The sequence below is a fragment of the Dyadobacter sp. SRI_021 genome, from assembly GCF_057586235.1.
The window spans coordinates 194,560-212,380 of the sequence record NZ_JBYCZM010000009.1 but is presented as its reverse complement, the minus strand read 5'-3'; the positions used below and the strand labels follow the sequence as shown (position 1 = coordinate 212,380).

The window sequence follows — 17,821 nt, the reverse complement described above, 5'->3', positions numbered from 1 at the left end:
TCAAAGATCTTCGTTAAACCGGTAGCCAATGCCCCAGGTAGTTAATACAAATACAGGATTGGAAGCATCGGCCTCGATTTTTCCTCTCAAACGGTTAATATGCGTATTGACCGTGTGCTCATACCCCTCGAAATCGTAGCCCCAAACGAGACTCAGCAGTTGCTTCCGGCTGTAACTTTTCCCCGGATTGGAGGCCAGTAAAACAATCAATTCAAATTCCCGGGGCGACAAATCCAGCCGCTCTCCTCGCAGCATTACTTTACGCTTATCGATATCGATTTCCAACCCCGCAATGCTGATGAGTTGCGGCACCGGTGCTGCATAACGGGCCTTTTCCTCGCTTCTCCGGAATATCACCCGCACCCGGGCTATAAACTCCCGAATGCTGAATGGCTTGGTGAGGTAATCGTCGGCACCGGTTTCGAGGCCCATTACCTTATCTATTTCCTCCGACCGCGCGGTTAGCATCATAATAGGCGTCTGCCGGTCGCCCTGCCGGATTTTCCGGCAAATTTCCATGCCGTTCAGGCCGGGTAGCATTACGTCGAGTATAATGAGGTCAAAATTTTCGTCCTGCGCCCGCGCGAGGCCGTTCTGCCCGTTTTTTTCCGAAACCACTTTGCAGCCCAGGTCCGAAAGGTGTATCGAAAGCAATTCGGTAATGTTGGTATCGTCCTCGACGATCAGCACATTTTTGGTGTCCATATCCGCTGATTTTCTGCAAAGTTTACAAATAAAACAGCGCGGAATGCCGCTGTGATACTTTTGTTATAATTCCGTGACGCCGCCGGGATACCGTGTTTGTTGCTTTGCATCATCCAACGATTCAAAACGGAAACAGACATGATCAGATCATTCCTCGGGCTGTCGCTGACCGCCTTCATTTTCGGAGCCTGCACCGACGACCACGGCCCGCAGCCTACCGCCAAAACCTTGACCATTGAAAACGTACTCGACGCGAAACCGCTCGTGCAATCGGGCACTTTCAAAGGTACCGGCACTCCGCCCGTAATATTGCCGGGACAATCGGTTTCGTTCTCATTTTCAGCGGCTAAAAACCAGCGCCTTACCTTCGCCACCATGTACGGTTGGAGCAACGACCTGTTTTTCGCCCCTGCCAATCCTGGGATCAGGCTATACGACGACAGCGGCACTCCCGTTACCGGCGACGTTTCCGCGCAAATCAAACTCTGGGACAACGGTTCCCGCGTGAATCAGGCGCCCGGCATGAGCGTAACGCACCCAGGCACGGCCGAAGCTACACCCCGCAATATCAAGGAAGTGGCAGGAATGGACGACTACGGCCACACCTATTTGCCCGCCTCTCAACTCATGAACGTGTCGCTCACTTATGACGGCAATTCAATGTTTACCATTACCATTAAAAACCAGTCGGGCGGCACCGCGAACGAAACGCCTTTCAGCCCGGGAGCATGGGCGATTTCTTATGTGGCCGGGGGAAACCTGCTTCTGCCTGAGCCTGTTTATTCCGAGGGCAAAGCCACGACAGAAGCATTGACCCGCATTGCCGAAGCCGGCGACAACGCTCCTATGAGTACCTGGCTAACCTCTCAAACCGGTATTTTTACGCCACTTTCACCAGTATTGGTTGTTATTTACAATGGCAGTGAAAACCCATTTTTTAAAGCCGGTGAAAACGACCGGGGCGAAGGCTTGAAAGAACTTGCTCAGAAAGGTAATGCCGACGTCCTGGCCGCGGCATTGAAAATGAAGGCGGGTATCAAAAATGTCTATGTGCTTAAAGAACCTGCTAGTACGGTATTGTTGCCTAAAATCGGCGGAAATGCGGGCGGCAAGGTTTCACAGCCGCTTATGCTCGCATCCGGAGACCGTATCGCCATTGCTACTATGTACGGCTTTTCCAACGATTGGTTCTTTGCAACGAGCGGCACCGACATCGACGGCAATGCCAGCGGAGATGTCTCGGGGTCGGTGGGACTGTATGACAACGGCACGGCGATCGACCAGTTCCCCGGCGCAGGCATTACGCAGTTCAATCTTGCGGGCACACCATTGAATGAGAGTAAAGCCATCGCACCAGTTCCCAACCCGAACAAATTCACGACGCTTCCGGCGATCAACAATATCATTAAAGTCACATTACAATAACAATGAAGAGACCAATCAATATCCTTTTACTCCTGCTCCTGATAGCGGGCACCACCTTCGCACAGAATGTAGAGATTCGTAAAAAACAGTACAACCTCGAATCGTCCGGTCTTGCGATACAGGGCTATGACCCGGTGGCCTATTTTACTATGAACAAGGCCATCGAAGGCAAAAAGGATCTTTCTGCCAACTATAATGGGGTTACCTACCGCTTCGGCTCGAAGCAAAACAAGGACGAGTTCATGCGTAACCCCGGACGCTATGAGCCGCAGTTCGGCGGCTGGTGCGCCTATGCCATGGGTAAGAAAGGAGAAAAAGTAGAGATTGATCCGGAAACGTTCAAGATCGTGGACGGGAAGCTCTATCTGTTTTACAACAAATTCTTTAATAATACGCTCAAAAGCTGGAACCAGGACGAGGCAAGCCTGAAAACACAGGCCGATCGCAACTGGATGAAGTTTGTGCCTTAAAAACTTGCGACACCTATGAACAAAGTACTATTCGCAGCGACATTCACGCTCGCCGCCCACCTAACATTTGCACAGAAATCCGAAATTTTCGCGCCGAAGGGAAAGGCCATCAAAGGGTATGACGTAGTCGCCTTTTTCAAAGACGCAAGACCCGTTCAAGGTGCCGATAGCCTTACCTATCATTACAAGAACGCCGATTGGTTATTCGCTACCCGCGCGAATCTGGAAGCCTTCAAAGCGGCTCCGGACATGTACGTGCCGCAATATGGCGGCTACTGCGCCTACGGCACTTCCGAAGGGCACAAAGCGCCCACCGAAGCAGAGACATGGACGATCGTCGGCGACAAGTTGTATTTCAATTATAATATGAAAGTCAAAAACAACTGGTCGGAAAAACGGGAAGAACTCATCGAAAAAGCAGATATGCAATGGCCATTGATCAAAGACAAGCAGTGATGAAAACGCAAACGCACCCGAAATGGTCCTGGTTGCTGCGGCTGGTAGCGGCAGTGATTATGTTGCAGACCCTCTATTTCAAATTTTCCGCAGCACCCGAATCCGTCTATATTTTTTCGACAGTCGGCATGGAGCCCTGGGGACGTATATTTGTAGGCGTATTAGAGCTGATCGCCTCCATTTTGATCCTCATCCCCCGTACCACCGCCTACGGTGCCCTGATCGGCATCGGCGTGATGACAGGCGCCGTTTTCATGCATCTTACGCGCCTTGGCATCGTGGTACAAAACGACTCGGGCAAGCTTTTTGTTATGGCACTAACCGTGCTTATTACCTGTTTGGTGCTCGTATACTGGCACCGCAGCAGCATTTCGGGTGTAAAGTTCCACAGCTGACACGCAAACCCCATCTTCTCAAAACGGGCATTGTTTTTGTCCCCCCATTTCAAAACGAACGACATGAACAGGCAACTTACAAAATCAATCGAAACCGCACTGGCACAGATCAGCACGATGCTGGACGCATTATCCGACGAGCAATACAAGCGCAGCCTGCCGGTACTCTCAGGTGCTTCGCTCGGCGGGCACGTACGCCACGTGATCGAGTTCTTTACCGAGCTCGATCGCGGTTATCAAACAGGCTACGTAAATTACGACGCCAGGCTGCGGGACAAGGCCATTGAGCAACGACGGGAACTCGCTTTGACCACATTACGCCGGATTTCGGCTTCGATGGGCAAGGAAAACAAAGCCCTTCTGCTAACCACCGCCACCGAGGCTGGTGATACCGGTTTCCAGGTTGTCACCAACTATGAACGGGAGTTGGTTTACAATCTCGAACACGCGGTACATCATATGGCATTGATGAAAATAGGCATCCGGGAACTCACGGCGCTGCAACTGCCGGAGAGTTTCGGAGTAGCCAGCTCCACCATCCGATACCGCCAGGCCCAATGTGCACTGTAACTTACATTCCAACCGGGAAAGGTGCATTCCTGACATCCAACCGGGATGAACGCACCGATCGTGCGCCCGCGGAGCCGCCCGTAACGCGCAGCTTGCCCGGCGCGCTCACCTACCCGAAAGACGCCCAGGCCGGCGGCACGTGGATCGCATTGAAAGGACGGGGCGACGCAGCGGTGCTGCTCAACGGAGGCTTCAAAAATCATGTGCGCATGTCTTCCTACCGCAAAAGCCGGGGCCTGGTTATGTTGGAAATTGTGCAGGCAGCTTCTCCGGCTGATTGCTTTGAAACGATGTCTCTGGAAAGTATCGAACCCTTTACGCTCATCCTGTTCTCAGAGGGCAGGCTCGTGCGCTGTACCTGGGACGGTACCTGCAAGCATCGTAACGAGCTCGACGCGCGCCAGCCGCATATATGGTCTTCGGCGACATTATACAGTGAAGAAGCCCGACAAATGCGGGTCCGAAAGCTGCAACAATGGTATGGCAGCACGGCCGTCAATATGAAGAGCATTCTGGATTTTCACACACAAAACGATATCACATTCGATGCCTGCCAGAGCTTCCACGGACATCGGGATGCCATGGCTACCGTGAGCGTCACGTCCATCGATCTGACCAGCCCCGAGCCCGTCATGCACTACCACGACCTTCGGACCGGAAAAACATCAGTGACGCGACCGGCCCCCGTCATCCCACACCGGGACACTTCGTTCCACAGCCTCCGCTGGAAGGCGAAACGCTTCCTGATCCGCCTCCGAAACTGGGAATATTGGCCGTTGGAATGCGTTTACCTGCCCATGATATTTCCGTGGCTCCGGCTCAGCATAAAGGCGCGTGCAGTCTGTTTTTTCGGCGCAGCCAATCCCTCGATGCGGTATGCGGGTTTTGCGGGAGAACGCAAGAGCAGGATTTACGCACTTATGCCCAAGGGTTCGTACCCTGAAACCCTGCTATGCGAAGCGGGAATCCCGAAGCGAAAAGTACAGATGCTATTGAATAATTCTTCCCTGAAATTTCCATTAATTGCCAAACCCGATATCGGCGAACGCGGTGTGCAGGTGAAGCTCCTGAAAAATGAAGCCGATGTTGAAGATTATCGCCAGCGCAGCCAGGTCGACTTCCTTTTGCAAACCTATATCGACTACCCGAATGAAGCCGGCATATTCTACTACCGGATGCCCGGCGAACAAAACGGGCACATTTCAGGAATCGTCGGGAAAGCGTTTTTGAGCGTTACCGGCGACGGGAAATCGGACATACTCACTTTGATCACGCAAAGCGACCGGGCTATCTTGCAACTTCCAGCCCTGAATACCGTTTGGGGTTCGAAAATGAGAGAGATCCCCGCCGACGGTGAAAAAGTGGGCCTCGTGCCCTACGGCAACCACAGCCGCGGCTCGAAATTCACCGACGAACGCCATCGCATTACGCCTGCGCTCACGAATGCGATCGACCGGATATGTGTGCGAATACCTGGTTTCCATTTCGGTCGGCTGGATATCCGTTTCAAAAGCTGGGAAGAACTCGAAGCCGGGCAACATTTTTCCATTATCGAACTCAACGGTGCCGCCAGCGAACCAACGCACATTTACGACCCCAGGCATTCGCTGTTCTTCGCCTGGAAAGAGATTTACCGGCATTGGAAGATACTCCTGGAAATCAGCATGGCGAACATGCGCAACGGCGTACCGCAGATGACGTTCAGGGATGGGTGGGCGATGGTAAGGGAGCATAAGGGGTATTTGAAGTTGATGCGGAAGGCGTGATTTTAACATTAGTAGGCATTTTAAAGAAGGAAGCGGCCCATTGCCTTACAACGCATTATACACCAAATGCGTCTAAGTTATAAATCAGTTACATCATGCAAAGACTAATTCTTCTCTTTCTGCTCCTCTTATGGGCATTTACCGGTTGTAAACGCGATAAAAGCGCAGAACCTGAGCCGCAGCCTATGCCAGAGGTTGCGGGCATCGTCGGCAAATGGCACCTGGTAGAATCCCGATACACGTCGGGCGACTCAACGGTAGTGAAAGACATGACCAACGAGCCACAAAAGGCCTTTTCAATACGTTTCGACGGCGTGATGCTATACGACGGATACGGGTCTTGCTGCGCAATATCTGAATATGAGATAAACGGAAATGTATTTAAGGTAAAACCGCAGAAAGATGTGCCCTACAACGAAAATTGCGGCCTCGTCGATTGCCTGGCCTGCCCGAAACTGATCATTACGCAAATAGGCGATGAAATGACGATTGAGTCATGCCTGGGCGCAGTCAACAAGTATGTGAGGAAAAAATAGAAGCGTATACCATCCAGAGTTATTCATCAAACTTCTTTGCGGGCGCTCTACCGACACTCATTAACCGTTCACTAAGAACCCCTCAACCACCTCATTACCAGTTCGATATTTTCTTAATTTGCACGTACCGCACTTCGCGGGTTACTTTCCTTCTACATGATCTGTGACTCAAACTTCTGCACTCATGAAGCATGGCCATTGTTACCTCGCATTGATTGTACTCCTTTCGTCTTGCTTCAAAAAGAAGGAGCAAGCGGAAAAACCGGCGTCGGATAGCACAGCGCGGATTACGGTTTGCTACAACCCCAAAACCACCGATGCCGAATGGTATAGTTCCGGCAAAAAAGCGCCCATGCTCGACGGATTGAAGGGCATCGATTTCAAGATTACCACATCCAGTCCTGAGGCACAGGCTTACTTCAACCAGGGCCTGATGCTCTCCTACGGCTTCAACCACGCCGAGGCGGCCCGGTCGTTTTTCCAGGCCACCCGGCTCGATTCGACCTGCGCTATGGCTTACTGGGGTTATGCCTACGTGTTGGGTCCCAATTACAATGCAGGGATGGAGCCCGACAACTTTCAGCGGGCCTGGGCGGCCACTCAAAAAGCACAAAAACTGGCAACCCAATGTACTCCCAAAGAAAAGGCGTTGATCGAGGCATTGACCGCGCGGTACACGGAAGTCCCTCCCGCCAACCGGGCACCGCTGGATATCGCATTCGCTGCTGTGATGAAAAAAGTGTACGACCAATTCCCTTCCGATCCCGACATCGGGGCATTGTACGCCGAGGCGCAAATGGACCTGCACCCGTGGGATTTATATGACAAAAAAACAAAAGCGTCCAAGCCCTGGACGCCGGCGCTACTGGCCGTCCTGGAAAGCCTGTTGAAAAAGAACCCGCGGCATCCGGGCGCGCATCACCTGTACATACACGCCGTGGAGGCCTCCGCCACGCCGGAAAAAGCGCTGGCCTCGGCAGCGTTACTCGATTCGCTCGTTCCGGGTGCCGGCCATCTGCTCCACATGCCGTCGCATATTTACATCCTCACGGGCGACTATCATTTAGGCTCGCTTTCCAATGTAAGTTCAGTCAAAGCGGACAGCAACTACATCACCGCCTGTCACGCGCAAGGCGCCTACCCGCTCGCCTATTTCCCGCACAATTACCACTTCCTGGTGGCTACCGCCGCCCTTGAAGGCAACTCCAGGCAGGCCTGGCACGCTGCGCGGAAAGTACAGCATTATACCGCGAAGGAGGTAATGCGCCAGCCGGGATGGGGCACACTTCAGCACTATTATACCATCCCCTATTATGTAGCAGCAAAATTCTCGATGTGGGATACCCTGCTGGCCGAACCCAGCCCGGGTAAGGACCTGATTTATCCGCGGGCAATCTGGCATTACGCAAGAGGAATGGCCTTTCTGGGAAAACACGACCTGCCCCATGCACAGGAAGAAATGAAGTCGCTCAACGCATTGGCTTCCGACACGACGCTCAAAGACATCACGGTCTGGAACATCAATACTTCGGTCGACCTCGTGCAAATCGCCTCCAAGGTATTATCGGCCGGTATCGCCGCACAGCAAAACCAGCTCGACAAATCGGCGGCCCTGCTTGGGGAGGCCATCGCCCTCGAAGATAACCTCAACTATAACGAACCGCCCGACTGGTTTTTCTCCGTCCGGCATCACCTCGGAGCAGTATTACTCAAAGCCGGAAAGAACGCAGAAGCGGAACGTGTCTATCGTCAGGACCTACTGACCTGGAAGAAAAACGGCTGGGCATTGATAGGTCTCCATAATGCTTTGGTACAACAGAAAAACACCGGCGAAGCGCAGGCGGTCAAATCCGCGTTTGATAAAGCCTGGCAGCATGCCGACATTAAACTTGCGGCGTCGTCCAGCATTGCAGATTAAGGTTTTGAAGCAGGGATGGGTTTTCAAAATGCAAAGCCGATCCCTGCTTTGGCTTGGAGTTCGCCATAATTTACTTTGAAAAACCGTTTTTGCAGGCTCAATCCTGAATAGCTAACCGTCGCGTCGAAATAAAGTTTGTTGAACAAACGTTGCTGATAACCAGCTAAAATCCCTGCCGAAGTATCCCAGGAACTGAAAACGCCACGTTGTGGATCAACCGGTACAACAAAACGGATAGCGGATCGGGCATAATTGTATGCAAACAGAGGGCCTGCATACAGGCCCGACAGATTATCGGACGCTTTCCCCCTTCGTAACTGGCGTTTTTGCAGATAGTACCAACGAAATTGCGCTTCCACGATCGCTGAGAAAGAACTGCGTCCAAATGAAGAATTGGTTGTTTCATTCCAAATGCCCAGATTAACGGATAAAGGGCTCTTTCCCAACTTCCGCTCATAGCTCACCTCGCCTCTGATCGACTGATTTTTAAGGCTGACATTCACATCTGGCAGTCTGATCTTAAAATGCTGTTTCACAAAATAGTCACAATGTAAAACATCGCATAACGGGCCCGTGCTGTTTCGCTTCCAATCACCGAAGGCAAGTCCGAGGAGCGAGCGGGATGCGATCACGGCGTTTCCGGTGCGGACGCCAGGCAACGGCACGTTACCGGTTCCATATAATGATAAGTATGGTGTGACATAATACAAACCCAGCGAAAAATCGAGGAATCCGTTCGACAGGAACCGACTTTGAAACCCATATGCGACACTGAAATGTTGCCTGGGCCGCTCACTCTGTATGGCGGCGAGTGACCTTTCATACGCGACCCCCAGATAACTTCCACTGAAATTATTGGCACTTTGCTGTCGGGCAATCCGCTTGTTCATTTCAAAATACCACCTGCTTCCGATACTCGCAAACATATTTCTGCCACTCAATTGCCGTTCGAAACGATCGATGGTGATAACGCTCCCCAGCCGGTTTGTCCGCGAAGTTAGTGCCGCTTCTACGGACATGGCTGGCAAGAGTTTGTATTCAAACGTGGCGCTAAACCCAATCCCATTATAAGTCGTTGAGGAGTACCCCAGCTTGAACATCTTCCGCGTAGGCACTTTGGTCATGAATACATTCTCATAGCGGTCGATAAACCGCTGCTCCACCACAGGGCTATGCTCTTCCGTAAATGTGACGGATGTAGTGTCCTGAGCCCGGGAACCCGAACCCAATACAACCAGCAAAACAAATACACTTAAAAATCGAAGCATCGATGGTTCCAGATGTAGCCTGCGGTGATTGCAGGTTCATCACAAAGAGGCAACGAGTTGCTTAAATCGTTGTATGGGCCTAAAAATTTCGTTTGGACTGTCACAAACCGAGGCCGATCAATATCTGGAAAAAGCCGGCTCGTTTGACGAAGTTTTTATCGCGTCAATAACCTAAACATCCATCGCGTCGTACACGATCACCTTGTCCCACAGATGGCTGCAATCTTTGATAAATTTCTGATGGATCGGGTGGTCCTGGTAGGTTGCCTGGCCGGCAAGGTCTTCGAAAAACATCAGTTCGGACACCGCCCAGCTATTATCCACGACATCCCTTTTCTCGGTGCTCGCCACCACGCCAATGCGAAGTTCCTTGATCGCCTCAATCTTTCGCAATGTCTTCAGACCTTCGATGATCCGGTCACGATCGGCCACCGAACCAGGATTTTTAAGCCAGAAAAACACGTGATGGACCAAGGGGGTTTTGCTTTTCGCCGGGATAGCCGGGGCCGCCACAGACGCCGCAGCGCCTGCTGCAAGCGTGACAGAGCTTGCAATGAATTTACGACGGGAATTTGTCATAGTAAGTGTTGAGATATATTGGAAAATTAAAAATGCATAGTCCTCGGCGAAAAACAACCTGACTTTCTCGCTACAAACAAGGGCTCACCGGTAAGGCGCGCGATGAACGGCTATGAAACAAAATCCACGGCCGCGAATAGATTGATGAAGCGGTCGAAGATAGGAAGGAAAGCTGGCTACTGAAAGCCCGGAGGGTCATTTTCGAAGTTAAACACCGGTTTTCATTCAAACGATATTAGACGTTTATCGATGAAATATCAAGGTTCTGGAACTTATAAGTCCATCTTCGCTACTTGTAGTTTGCATTGTGGCAATCAGTTTTTCGTCAATGAGGTTTGCCGTTCCTTTGTACGTAAAAATTACGCCGGAGCTGGCACGGGTATAGTTAAGTACCATTTTGCCCGGCTCGTCAATTTTCACATTGTATACCGGTATTTCAATTGCAAAAGAGGGGAGAAATTCATCCATTGTCAAAACACTATCACTGGTAGCAATGTTTAACATATTCGGACCACCTCGTTCAATTTTCCAAAATGTCTGAAATTTGAAGATACCCGAGTCTGCCGGTTCTGTCCTCCAATCTCCAATAAATGGCGTCGCCCGATCAGGCTTTGGATCTTTCGAACAAGCGGTTAACAATGCCAGGCACGTCGCAAAAAGATAAATTAGCTTTTTCAAAGTGAAGTGTATTTTAAGGATATGCCCGAAATATACTAAGGTTTCAAAAGCTACTTTTTGTTGAGAGAAAATTTTTGTAACTCCGAGGTAACTGGCGCAAAAAAGCCACTTCCCATCCGGGATGAGCGGTAGCAGATATAAATTGAGACTGACTCATGCCCGGCCGCCAAAAACTTTCGATGAATCTGCAACGGTAGAAGGGTTCTCCATTGCCAATCGAGTGATACCATGACGATTTCCGCTGGACTTCGCATAGCAGGTATTAAGATCTACCCGCGATGCGCTATTGGACCGGTGCATGCAGCGTTTTGACCGTTTAATAAGTCGAATGAGGAGAAAGCAGAATAGATTACTTACTAACGTAAACAACCAAACAAATCCCCTCCAACATGCGACTATCCTACGAAAACCGTAACGAAGATGTACACCTCGACAGCTTGAAAGAGCTAGTAAGTGTAATCGAAACCGAAATTCAGCGAATGGGAGAGCATAGCATAATGTCAATTCGCGATAAATTTAAAAATCTCCTGGCGAAATCCGGACTGTCCTATGTCGATCTTTCAGGAGGTAGAAGTGATTTCGTCGAAAAAGTGAAAGCTTTCTCGCCAGAGATAAATTTTGTGATTGATCAAGAGCACGCAAGACTCGCCCCTGGCTGGAAGCACCTCTTGATATCAAAGAAGATTTCCGACATGACCGGCTACGAGTACAAAACCTACCTGGAACTGATTAGCCAGTCGAACGCCTAGTCTAGATCTCTGGACTTACTGCAAGCTGGCCTCGGCAAGGATGTTCAATAATTTCAAGATATCGACTACCTCGAAGATAAAGACTTCTTTTTTCCGGCTCCCGTGTTCCAACTTAATGAACACCCCCCATTTATTTCCACTCCAACCAAATTCCATTTCGAGTCCGCCTCGACAAAGAAATTTATAATCGACATTCGGCGTCGGATCAAACCGCTTGTCTCGAAACAACTCAAGTGATTTAACAAGTGTCCGCAATTCGTCAGAATCAATAAACAGTGAAGCTCTCTCATACTGAACATACTCAACTCTTACACCAGAGTACTTCGTCTTTGTCGCAACATCTTCTATGTCCAGTCGATAGAAATCGATGTCCTGAAATGAGCCTGCCTTCTTCGTCTGACGCTTCAATAAGACGCCAGTTTTTAATAGAGCAAGTTCGATATTAGCCTGAGATAGCTTTGAAGCTGGCTGAGAATTTGCGGTATAGCACAATAACACCGCTAAAAAACATATAGAAAAAACTTTCATCGTCTACTGAGAAGGGGTGGAATATGACAATTATAGGAGCAATTGACCACAGATTGGATACCGAATAATAAATACCATCTCCTCTCAAGTGCTGGCATAGTGCAGGGTCTTATTACTATCTCAATGATAGTTTCATTGATAGCTCCATCAAATTTCACCTCAAAACTCCTCGGCAGCATTCAAACTGCGTCGCTGCAAGCCCGTTCAATCATTGTCATTTTCACTGTTAGCCAAACAAAAAACACTCAGAAAATAAGAAAAGTACTTGATTTTAATCGATCCCGTTTGGATTCGAAGCAAAGACCTACTGCTTAGAAGGCAGTATAAATGTACACGACATGAGACTATTTCAATGCGTCCTCATAGCTTTCATCAATCCCGCCACCCAACATGAAACCTATCATCAAACTATTTTGATATTTGATAGGATGTTGGTAAGATTACGATTGTAACCAATTACCCTCTTATCAGATGTTAAAAACTTTATTCTGGTTCTTTCTCTCATTCCTGCCTCCCTCCTTGGCATTTGCTCAATCCAAGTCGCCCTACGAAAGCATTAAGCTGGAAAACGGTCAAGTATTCTTTGAAAAAGTATACGTCCTGGATAGCCTCTCGGCGACCAACATCGAGCGCCTGCTCATAGAGCAAATACCCCGAGTAAAAAATTTGAAGGGTTTTTCAAAATCTGACGGAATTATCTCCGCGAAAATCGAAGACTGCACTATCGACTACAAAAAGTATGGCGGGAAATGGGGCAATACCATATTGTATCTCAACCATCCATTCTTCGCCACAGTCTCGATCGTTTGGAAAGATGGAAAATACAAGGTGTCGATGAACAACATGGAATGGCACGCTGCCGGGGTGGGAACTGCTACCTCGACAGACGTATTTACCAAATGGGGAAAGGGTAAGGACTGGGACATGTCCAAGACTGTCCTAAAAGGTGGCGAGTATGTTGATCGGTATTTTTCGGATCTATTCGCAGTCAAGAACAATTCCAAAGACGATTGGTAACAAAGCGACTACAAATAGTCACGTATCGATCCGTCGGGTCGCTATCATAACTCGCTTAAAGACAGGGTGACAGTCCTTCAAAATCTGAAACGCTGAAGGCCGGGTTCCGGCTGAAAGATTGACTTTAAAAATCGGTCACAATTAACCAACATACTTAATGACAAAAAAGAAATCTGAGCCTCTTAAAAAGGCCAGCTACGATGTTTTTAGATTTCAAATCAGTCCCAGGAGTAACTTTCAATATGAGCTATTCGGGCAAGAATTTACAGCTGACCAGCTAAAAGCAAGGAAAAATGAATTTTTCCACGAAGCAATATTGGGCATTAGGGTGTTCCTGAGCGCACATGGCAACACCCTACACCACAAAATCTATTTCGATAAAGACAACTTCACTGGATTGAAGCTAGGGCCGGAAAGGACATTGCATATAGAGGACAAAGACTTCAATCAAATAGACGTCGAAGCAGTGATGGCCGTACAGGTGGTTATCAATAATGACCCAAAAGTTCAAAAAATAGCCATTAGCAGGAATCGTACCGCATTTGAATCTTCGTTCGTTGTCGCCAACATACTTGCCGATAATTTTAATAGGGCCCTCGAAAAGTACAATTTGGAGATTTCGATCAATCCAATATTAGAAAAGCAGAGCTTCTGGAAGCTGATAAAAAGCTACGAACACCGTATTACGGCTATCAAGTTTGAAATCGTAAGGCCGAATATATCTGAGATATCAAAGTCATTATCGGACCATTTGAAAGGGTTAGTCACCCTCACAGGAAGTAATCGTACTGACATTGAATTAAAGGCTGCGCCAGGTCGAGTCCTCGAAAACGTCAATGAGGATAACAAGCCTCTCGTGGATATTGCCAATTATGCGACTGAAGGAGGAGCATCGGACATCAAAATAAAAGTAAAAGGGCTGAAAAAAACCATTAGGACAAACAGCACTATTGAGAGTTTTCAAATTGAGGAAGTGGAAATAAATGGCGATATTGCAGTAGTGCAAACTATGTATAATCAGATATTGAACCATTGAAACGTAAGCTCGAAAAAATTGCGCTGTATATAGTCGCTGCTGCATTAGTGACGATGGTGTGCAATTGTCTTCAAAGCGACTACCTGACTAAGTTTTTGAAAGAAAAACTTGTTGAGATATCGATCACATTGCTTGCTATTAACATTGCGACATGTGCGATTTTGATAGCCAAGCTCGATGAATTGGCGATAACCTACAATACTAACTTTAAAGATACTGTTTCAGAGATTCGGCTGTCCATTATTTCTCAAATTTGGCTTATTGGAATAACTGTTGTGGTATTGATACTTTATAACAGTAAGTTTATGTGTGACCGGCTAGGTGAATACCATCAAATGGCCTTTTCTACGGTTTTGACAGCGATATTTATCTGCGCAATTGACATTCTCAAGGACACTGGTATGGGAATTTTTATGATTAACACAAAGAATAAGTGATGTAATGCACCTATTTGTATAATGGATCGAGGTCTCACGGTCGGATCTTAATCTCCTTTTGGCACTCGGTATCTACCCGATATCCATCACTTAAAACCTCCCGGACCAGTGCCGGGATTTTTTATGCTGATTACTTCGTAAAACTCCACTCCCTTGCCTTCCACTAGCATTGAGACCATATGTAGCAGACACAATCGCTTCCTAGCAAGAATCACACCGCCCGTCGGGCTTCATTGTTGCAGATATTATAACTCGATTTTTTCATTGTGATCGGAACGTACAAGCCGGGAACACCAGCCGCCGAGCAAGTACAAGCAAACCCTATAGAAGCACTCCGAGTACCGGCGCCACCATTTACACCGGTCCACGTGGCGGCCATTACTACATAAATTCAAAAGGCAATAAAGTGTATGTAAAAAGCGGAACAGCGCACTCGTCCCGAAGCTCTGCCCGCCGATCATCATCATCGAGTTCATACCACAAATCCTCTGGATCCTCCTACCGAAAGTCTTCTGGCAGTTCCTTTCGGGGATCCACGGGCAGTTCGTACCGCCGAAAATAAGCGTTCACTATAAACCTCCCCTAATTCATGAAAAAGCTATCCTACCTAATTTACTTCTTAATGTTCTTCACTGCTACCGCTTGCTCTTCCGACGACGTCGATCCGGGGGGCGGAGGATGCGGCACACATAACGGAAAGTCGCTACACAAAGGCCCCCAAGGTGGCTGCTATTACATTAATTCAAACGGGAATAAGACGTATGTTTCAAGGAGTGAGTGCAACTGTTGACTTTTAATATCCCTAATCATGAAGTTTGGATTTCGAAAGCCGTCTATAATGAAAAGAATTGCAGCAAGAACAAGCGTGAAACGGGTTGTTCGCCATAGCCTTGGTTTGAAAACCAGAAGAGAGCATGCATTAAATAGTTGAAAATTTTTCTATTTTTAGGACGGTATAAATATGACCGATGTGCCGCCGAAATACAATGTCAAACCTCACTACCCGGCTTATTGTTAGCAGAATCAACACCATGAAACCGAAATCTCTTACAGGAATTTCCAGTCTGGCGGGCTCCGTCGTGGCAATTCGATTTATTGTGATATTTATTAGCTTTGTATGGTCTTCATTAATAATTTCAACAATTAATTCATCAAGTTTTCATTGGCCGGATGCAGTCACCCTCCTCTATCCAAGCGTACTTGTAGCATGCATGTTATACGCCCTAATGAAGTTCTCAGGCATCTTTTACAATGACGAAAATGTGATAATTCAAAACTTCTATGGGAAAGTGATTTACCCGAAATCCGAATTCCTTGACATCCGAATTGTGTCATCATTTTTCTCGCTGTATCAGATCTGTTTTCGAGATGGTCGCAAATTCTTGTTTGGCGAACCTAACCGTTATCTGGCATTCGCTGACAGTACGGCCAGCAAAGTAGAAGAAATGAAGAAAAAATTACTTTGAGTTTGTCGAAGATTCGAATAATAAAATAGAGTCTATAACAGGTTTAATGCCTTTAAGTTGTCAGCAGATAAAATTGCCAACACAAACCCTCATAATAAGACCCGTTTTGCCATTTATCCAGATTGATTGCATCAGGATTACGATTAGTTTAAACCTCACCTCTCAATGGCCCGATATTTATTTCCGCTGGTTTTAGTTTTTATCCTCTCATGTAAAAAAGACAAGGATCCGGTTCCCGATCTGACTCGTGATCTCGTTGGAGTCTATCAGACAAAAAACACTCAGGAGGTCCTTGACGATATTAACGTGACTATCACAGTTCGCTGGACAATTGATAAATTGTCTGAAAAAGAGATTCGGCTGACGCACGAGGAGGAAACGGTTTTTGATGGGGACGGATGGCAGGATTATATTGATTCAATACCACCCAGGAAAGTAATTTTCGACAAGGTTGAACTGACTGAGCCTGACAAATTCCAAATAAAACAAAAGGTAGAGTCGACGATCGATGGCGTAGTTCAATCCTCGGACATCGAGATTACAGCAGAGCTCGCGGGCAAGCATCTGGCCGCCAACATTAAGGAGACATTCAAAGGAAGTAGTTACCAAGGAGATGTTTTGCTGAAAAGGCAGTAAGACAACAGCCCCCTCAATTCCCCCGCCTCATTCCTAAACACAATCGCCATTATCAAAAAAGCTCCGCAACGGCATGCGGAGCTATCTCAAAAATCAATTTACACGGGCTATTGGATAGCCGCATTCAGAAATCGACGATTTTGTTAAAAAACGGCTTTGGTTGCAGTTTTTCATCAAACAGCAGCGGGTAATCCTTCCGGCCGCGCACGGGAAAGTTATCCAGCCAGGTCGTTTTGTCCGACACATTCCAGAAAGTAACGCCCGTAAGTGCACCGCGGTTTTTTCGGAATGTATTGAAAAGCATTTCGTACTGCGCGGCCTGCCTGGTAAAAGCTTCCGCCGGCACGGGGGCATTGTCTGCCTCCGTACGCTCGCGCCGGCCGTGTTCTTTTACGTGCACCGACACGTCCAACTCGGTAACCTGCACCGCCAACCCCAGGCTTGCAAACCGGCTGATCGACTCTTGCAATTCGCCTTCCGAAGGCTCATATACAGACCAATGCCCCTGCAAACCTACGCCATGTATGGGTACATTCTTCTCTTTCAGTTTTTTAACTAACTGAAAAATCTTCTCCCGCTTGGCACGGTTCTCAGTGTTGTAATCATTGTAAAAAAGCTTTGCGGCAGGGTCGGCGGCATGGGCATATTCGAATGCTTTTTCAATATAATCCTCCCCGATGATCTCATAAAATTTCGACGCGCGGTAAATGCCCGTTCCTGTGTCGGGTACCGCCTCATTTACCACGTCCCAGGCGTAAATCTGCCCTTTGTAACGCCCCACGACGTCGGTAATGTGCTGTTTCAGGCGTTCGAGCAGCACTTCGCGTGTCACTTGCCTGCCCGCGTCGTCGGTGAAAAACCATGAGGGCGTCTGGTTATGCCAGCAGAGCGTGTGGCCGCGCACTTTCATGCCGTTCTTTTTCGCAAATGCGACGATCGCGTCGGGCGCTTCCCAGGCATAGCGGCCGGGCTCGGGGTGGATGGGGCCCATTTTCATCGCGTTTTCAGGTGTAATACTGTTGAACTGCTTCGCGATGAACTCCGCCTCCGGCCCCGAGAGGTTCCTCGGAGCCACGGCCACGCCTACCGGAAAATAATCTTTGTAGGCATCCTTCAAAGTCTTTTGCTGCGCCAATGCGGCGGTCGACGCCAGTAGCGCGGCCAGAAACAGGGGAGTTTTTTGCAT

21 protein-coding genes are annotated in these 17,821 nt (G+C 48.4%); 15 read left to right on the top strand and 6 right to left on the bottom strand.

Annotated features, from left to right (window positions below):
* Window positions 1-705, bottom strand: coding sequence for a response regulator transcription factor (locus AC2YIT_RS25120; RefSeq protein WP_487281013.1), 705 nt, complete (start codon window positions 703-705; stop codon window positions 1-3).
* Between the two features lie 138 nt (window positions 706-843).
* Between AC2YIT_RS25120 and AC2YIT_RS25115 the strand changes: the two genes are divergently transcribed.
* From AC2YIT_RS25115 to AC2YIT_RS25080, 8 genes are all read left to right on the top strand, one after another.
* Entirely contained in the window at window positions 844-2,130 is a 1,287-nt protein-coding gene (locus AC2YIT_RS25115) for a spondin domain-containing protein (RefSeq protein WP_487281012.1), read from the top strand.
* Between the two features lie 2 nt (window positions 2,131-2,132).
* Window positions 2,133-2,600 carry a YHS domain-containing (seleno)protein gene (locus tag AC2YIT_RS25110; protein WP_487281011.1) on the top strand — a complete coding sequence of 156 codons (468 nt, stop codon included), beginning with the start codon at window positions 2,133-2,135 and terminating at the stop codon, window positions 2,598-2,600.
* Between the two features lie 15 nt (window positions 2,601-2,615).
* Window positions 2,616-3,056, top strand: a complete 441-nt coding sequence (locus AC2YIT_RS25105; protein WP_487281010.1) for a YHS domain-containing (seleno)protein — start codon at window positions 2,616-2,618, stop codon at window positions 3,054-3,056.
* Window positions 3,056-3,451 (top strand): DoxX family protein, encoded by a 396-nt coding sequence (locus AC2YIT_RS25100; RefSeq protein WP_487281009.1) that lies wholly within the window; start codon window positions 3,056-3,058, stop codon window positions 3,449-3,451. Before AC2YIT_RS25105 ends, AC2YIT_RS25100 begins: the two co-directional genes overlap by 1 nt.
* A 63-nt stretch (window positions 3,452-3,514) precedes the next feature.
* Complete coding sequence (locus AC2YIT_RS25095) at window positions 3,515-4,021, top strand: hypothetical protein (RefSeq protein ID WP_487281008.1); 507 nt, start codon at window positions 3,515-3,517, stop codon at window positions 4,019-4,021.
* On the top strand, window positions 4,009-5,787 hold the full coding sequence (locus tag AC2YIT_RS25090) for an NRDE family protein (protein ID WP_487281007.1): 1,779 nt from the start codon (window positions 4,009-4,011) through the stop codon (window positions 5,785-5,787). The genes AC2YIT_RS25095 and AC2YIT_RS25090 overlap by 13 nt, the downstream gene beginning before the upstream one ends.
* A gap of 95 nt (window positions 5,788-5,882) precedes the next feature.
* On the top strand, window positions 5,883-6,323 hold the full coding sequence (locus AC2YIT_RS25085) for a hypothetical protein (protein WP_487281006.1): 441 nt from the start codon (window positions 5,883-5,885) through the stop codon (window positions 6,321-6,323).
* 184 nt (window positions 6,324-6,507) lie between these two features.
* On the top strand, window positions 6,508-8,241 hold the full coding sequence (locus AC2YIT_RS25080; protein WP_487281005.1) for a tetratricopeptide repeat protein: 1,734 nt from the start codon (window positions 6,508-6,510) through the stop codon (window positions 8,239-8,241).
* A 23-nt stretch (window positions 8,242-8,264) separates the two neighbouring features.
* Here AC2YIT_RS25080 and AC2YIT_RS25075 read toward each other — a convergent pair whose 3' ends face one another.
* The 3 genes from AC2YIT_RS25075 to AC2YIT_RS25065 all read right to left on the bottom strand — a co-directional run bounded on the left by AC2YIT_RS25075 (window position 8,265) and on the right by AC2YIT_RS25065 (window position 10,766).
* Complete coding sequence (locus tag AC2YIT_RS25075) at window positions 8,265-9,509, bottom strand: hypothetical protein (protein ID WP_430847046.1); 1,245 nt, start codon at window positions 9,507-9,509, stop codon at window positions 8,265-8,267.
* Between the two features lie 171 nt (window positions 9,510-9,680).
* Entirely contained in the window at window positions 9,681-10,088 is a 408-nt protein-coding gene (locus tag AC2YIT_RS25070; RefSeq protein ID WP_487281004.1) for a Dabb family protein, read from the bottom strand.
* A gap of 243 nt (window positions 10,089-10,331) precedes the next feature.
* The gene (locus AC2YIT_RS25065) at window positions 10,332-10,766 is read right to left on the bottom strand and encodes a hypothetical protein (protein ID WP_430847042.1); all 435 of its coding nucleotides are present in this window, start codon (window positions 10,764-10,766) and stop codon (window positions 10,332-10,334) included.
* 389 nt (window positions 10,767-11,155) lie between these two features.
* Here AC2YIT_RS25065 and AC2YIT_RS25060 point away from each other — a divergent pair, with 389 nt between their 5' ends.
* The gene (locus AC2YIT_RS25060) at window positions 11,156-11,515 is read left to right on the top strand and encodes a hypothetical protein (RefSeq protein WP_487281003.1); all 360 of its coding nucleotides are present in this window, start codon (window positions 11,156-11,158) and stop codon (window positions 11,513-11,515) included.
* 15 nt (window positions 11,516-11,530) lie between these two features.
* On the opposite strand, the gene AC2YIT_RS25055 is transcribed toward AC2YIT_RS25060, so the two are convergent.
* On the bottom strand, window positions 11,531-12,043 hold the full coding sequence (locus AC2YIT_RS25055) for a hypothetical protein (RefSeq protein WP_487281002.1): 513 nt from the start codon (window positions 12,041-12,043) through the stop codon (window positions 11,531-11,533).
* A 471-nt stretch (window positions 12,044-12,514) separates the two neighbouring features.
* On the opposite strand from AC2YIT_RS25055, the gene AC2YIT_RS25050 reads away from it, so the two are divergent.
* The 6 genes from AC2YIT_RS25050 to AC2YIT_RS25025 all read left to right on the top strand — a co-directional run bounded on the left by AC2YIT_RS25050 (window position 12,515) and on the right by AC2YIT_RS25025 (window position 16,635).
* On the top strand, window positions 12,515-13,060 hold the full coding sequence (locus AC2YIT_RS25050; RefSeq protein ID WP_487281001.1) for a hypothetical protein: 546 nt from the start codon (window positions 12,515-12,517) through the stop codon (window positions 13,058-13,060).
* Window positions 13,061-13,217: 157 nt separating this feature from the next.
* Entirely contained in the window at window positions 13,218-14,096 is an 879-nt protein-coding gene (locus AC2YIT_RS25045) for a hypothetical protein (RefSeq protein ID WP_487281000.1), read from the top strand.
* Entirely contained in the window at window positions 14,093-14,533 is a 441-nt protein-coding gene (locus AC2YIT_RS25040; RefSeq protein ID WP_487280999.1) for a hypothetical protein, read from the top strand. Before AC2YIT_RS25045 ends, AC2YIT_RS25040 begins: the two co-directional genes overlap by 4 nt.
* A 232-nt stretch (window positions 14,534-14,765) precedes the next feature.
* Window positions 14,766-15,095, top strand: coding sequence for a hypothetical protein (locus AC2YIT_RS25035; protein ID WP_487281040.1), 330 nt, complete (start codon window positions 14,766-14,768; stop codon window positions 15,093-15,095).
* A gap of 469 nt (window positions 15,096-15,564) precedes the next feature.
* The gene (locus AC2YIT_RS25030; protein WP_487280998.1) at window positions 15,565-15,999 is read left to right on the top strand and encodes a hypothetical protein; all 435 of its coding nucleotides are present in this window, start codon (window positions 15,565-15,567) and stop codon (window positions 15,997-15,999) included.
* A gap of 165 nt (window positions 16,000-16,164) precedes the next feature.
* Window positions 16,165-16,635, top strand: a complete 471-nt coding sequence (locus AC2YIT_RS25025; protein ID WP_430847036.1) for a hypothetical protein — start codon at window positions 16,165-16,167, stop codon at window positions 16,633-16,635.
* Between the two features lie 124 nt (window positions 16,636-16,759).
* On the opposite strand, the gene AC2YIT_RS25020 is transcribed toward AC2YIT_RS25025, so the two are convergent.
* Window positions 16,760-17,821 carry an endo-1,4-beta-xylanase gene (locus AC2YIT_RS25020; protein ID WP_487280997.1) on the bottom strand — a complete coding sequence of 354 codons (1,062 nt, stop codon included), beginning with the start codon at window positions 17,819-17,821 and terminating at the stop codon, window positions 16,760-16,762.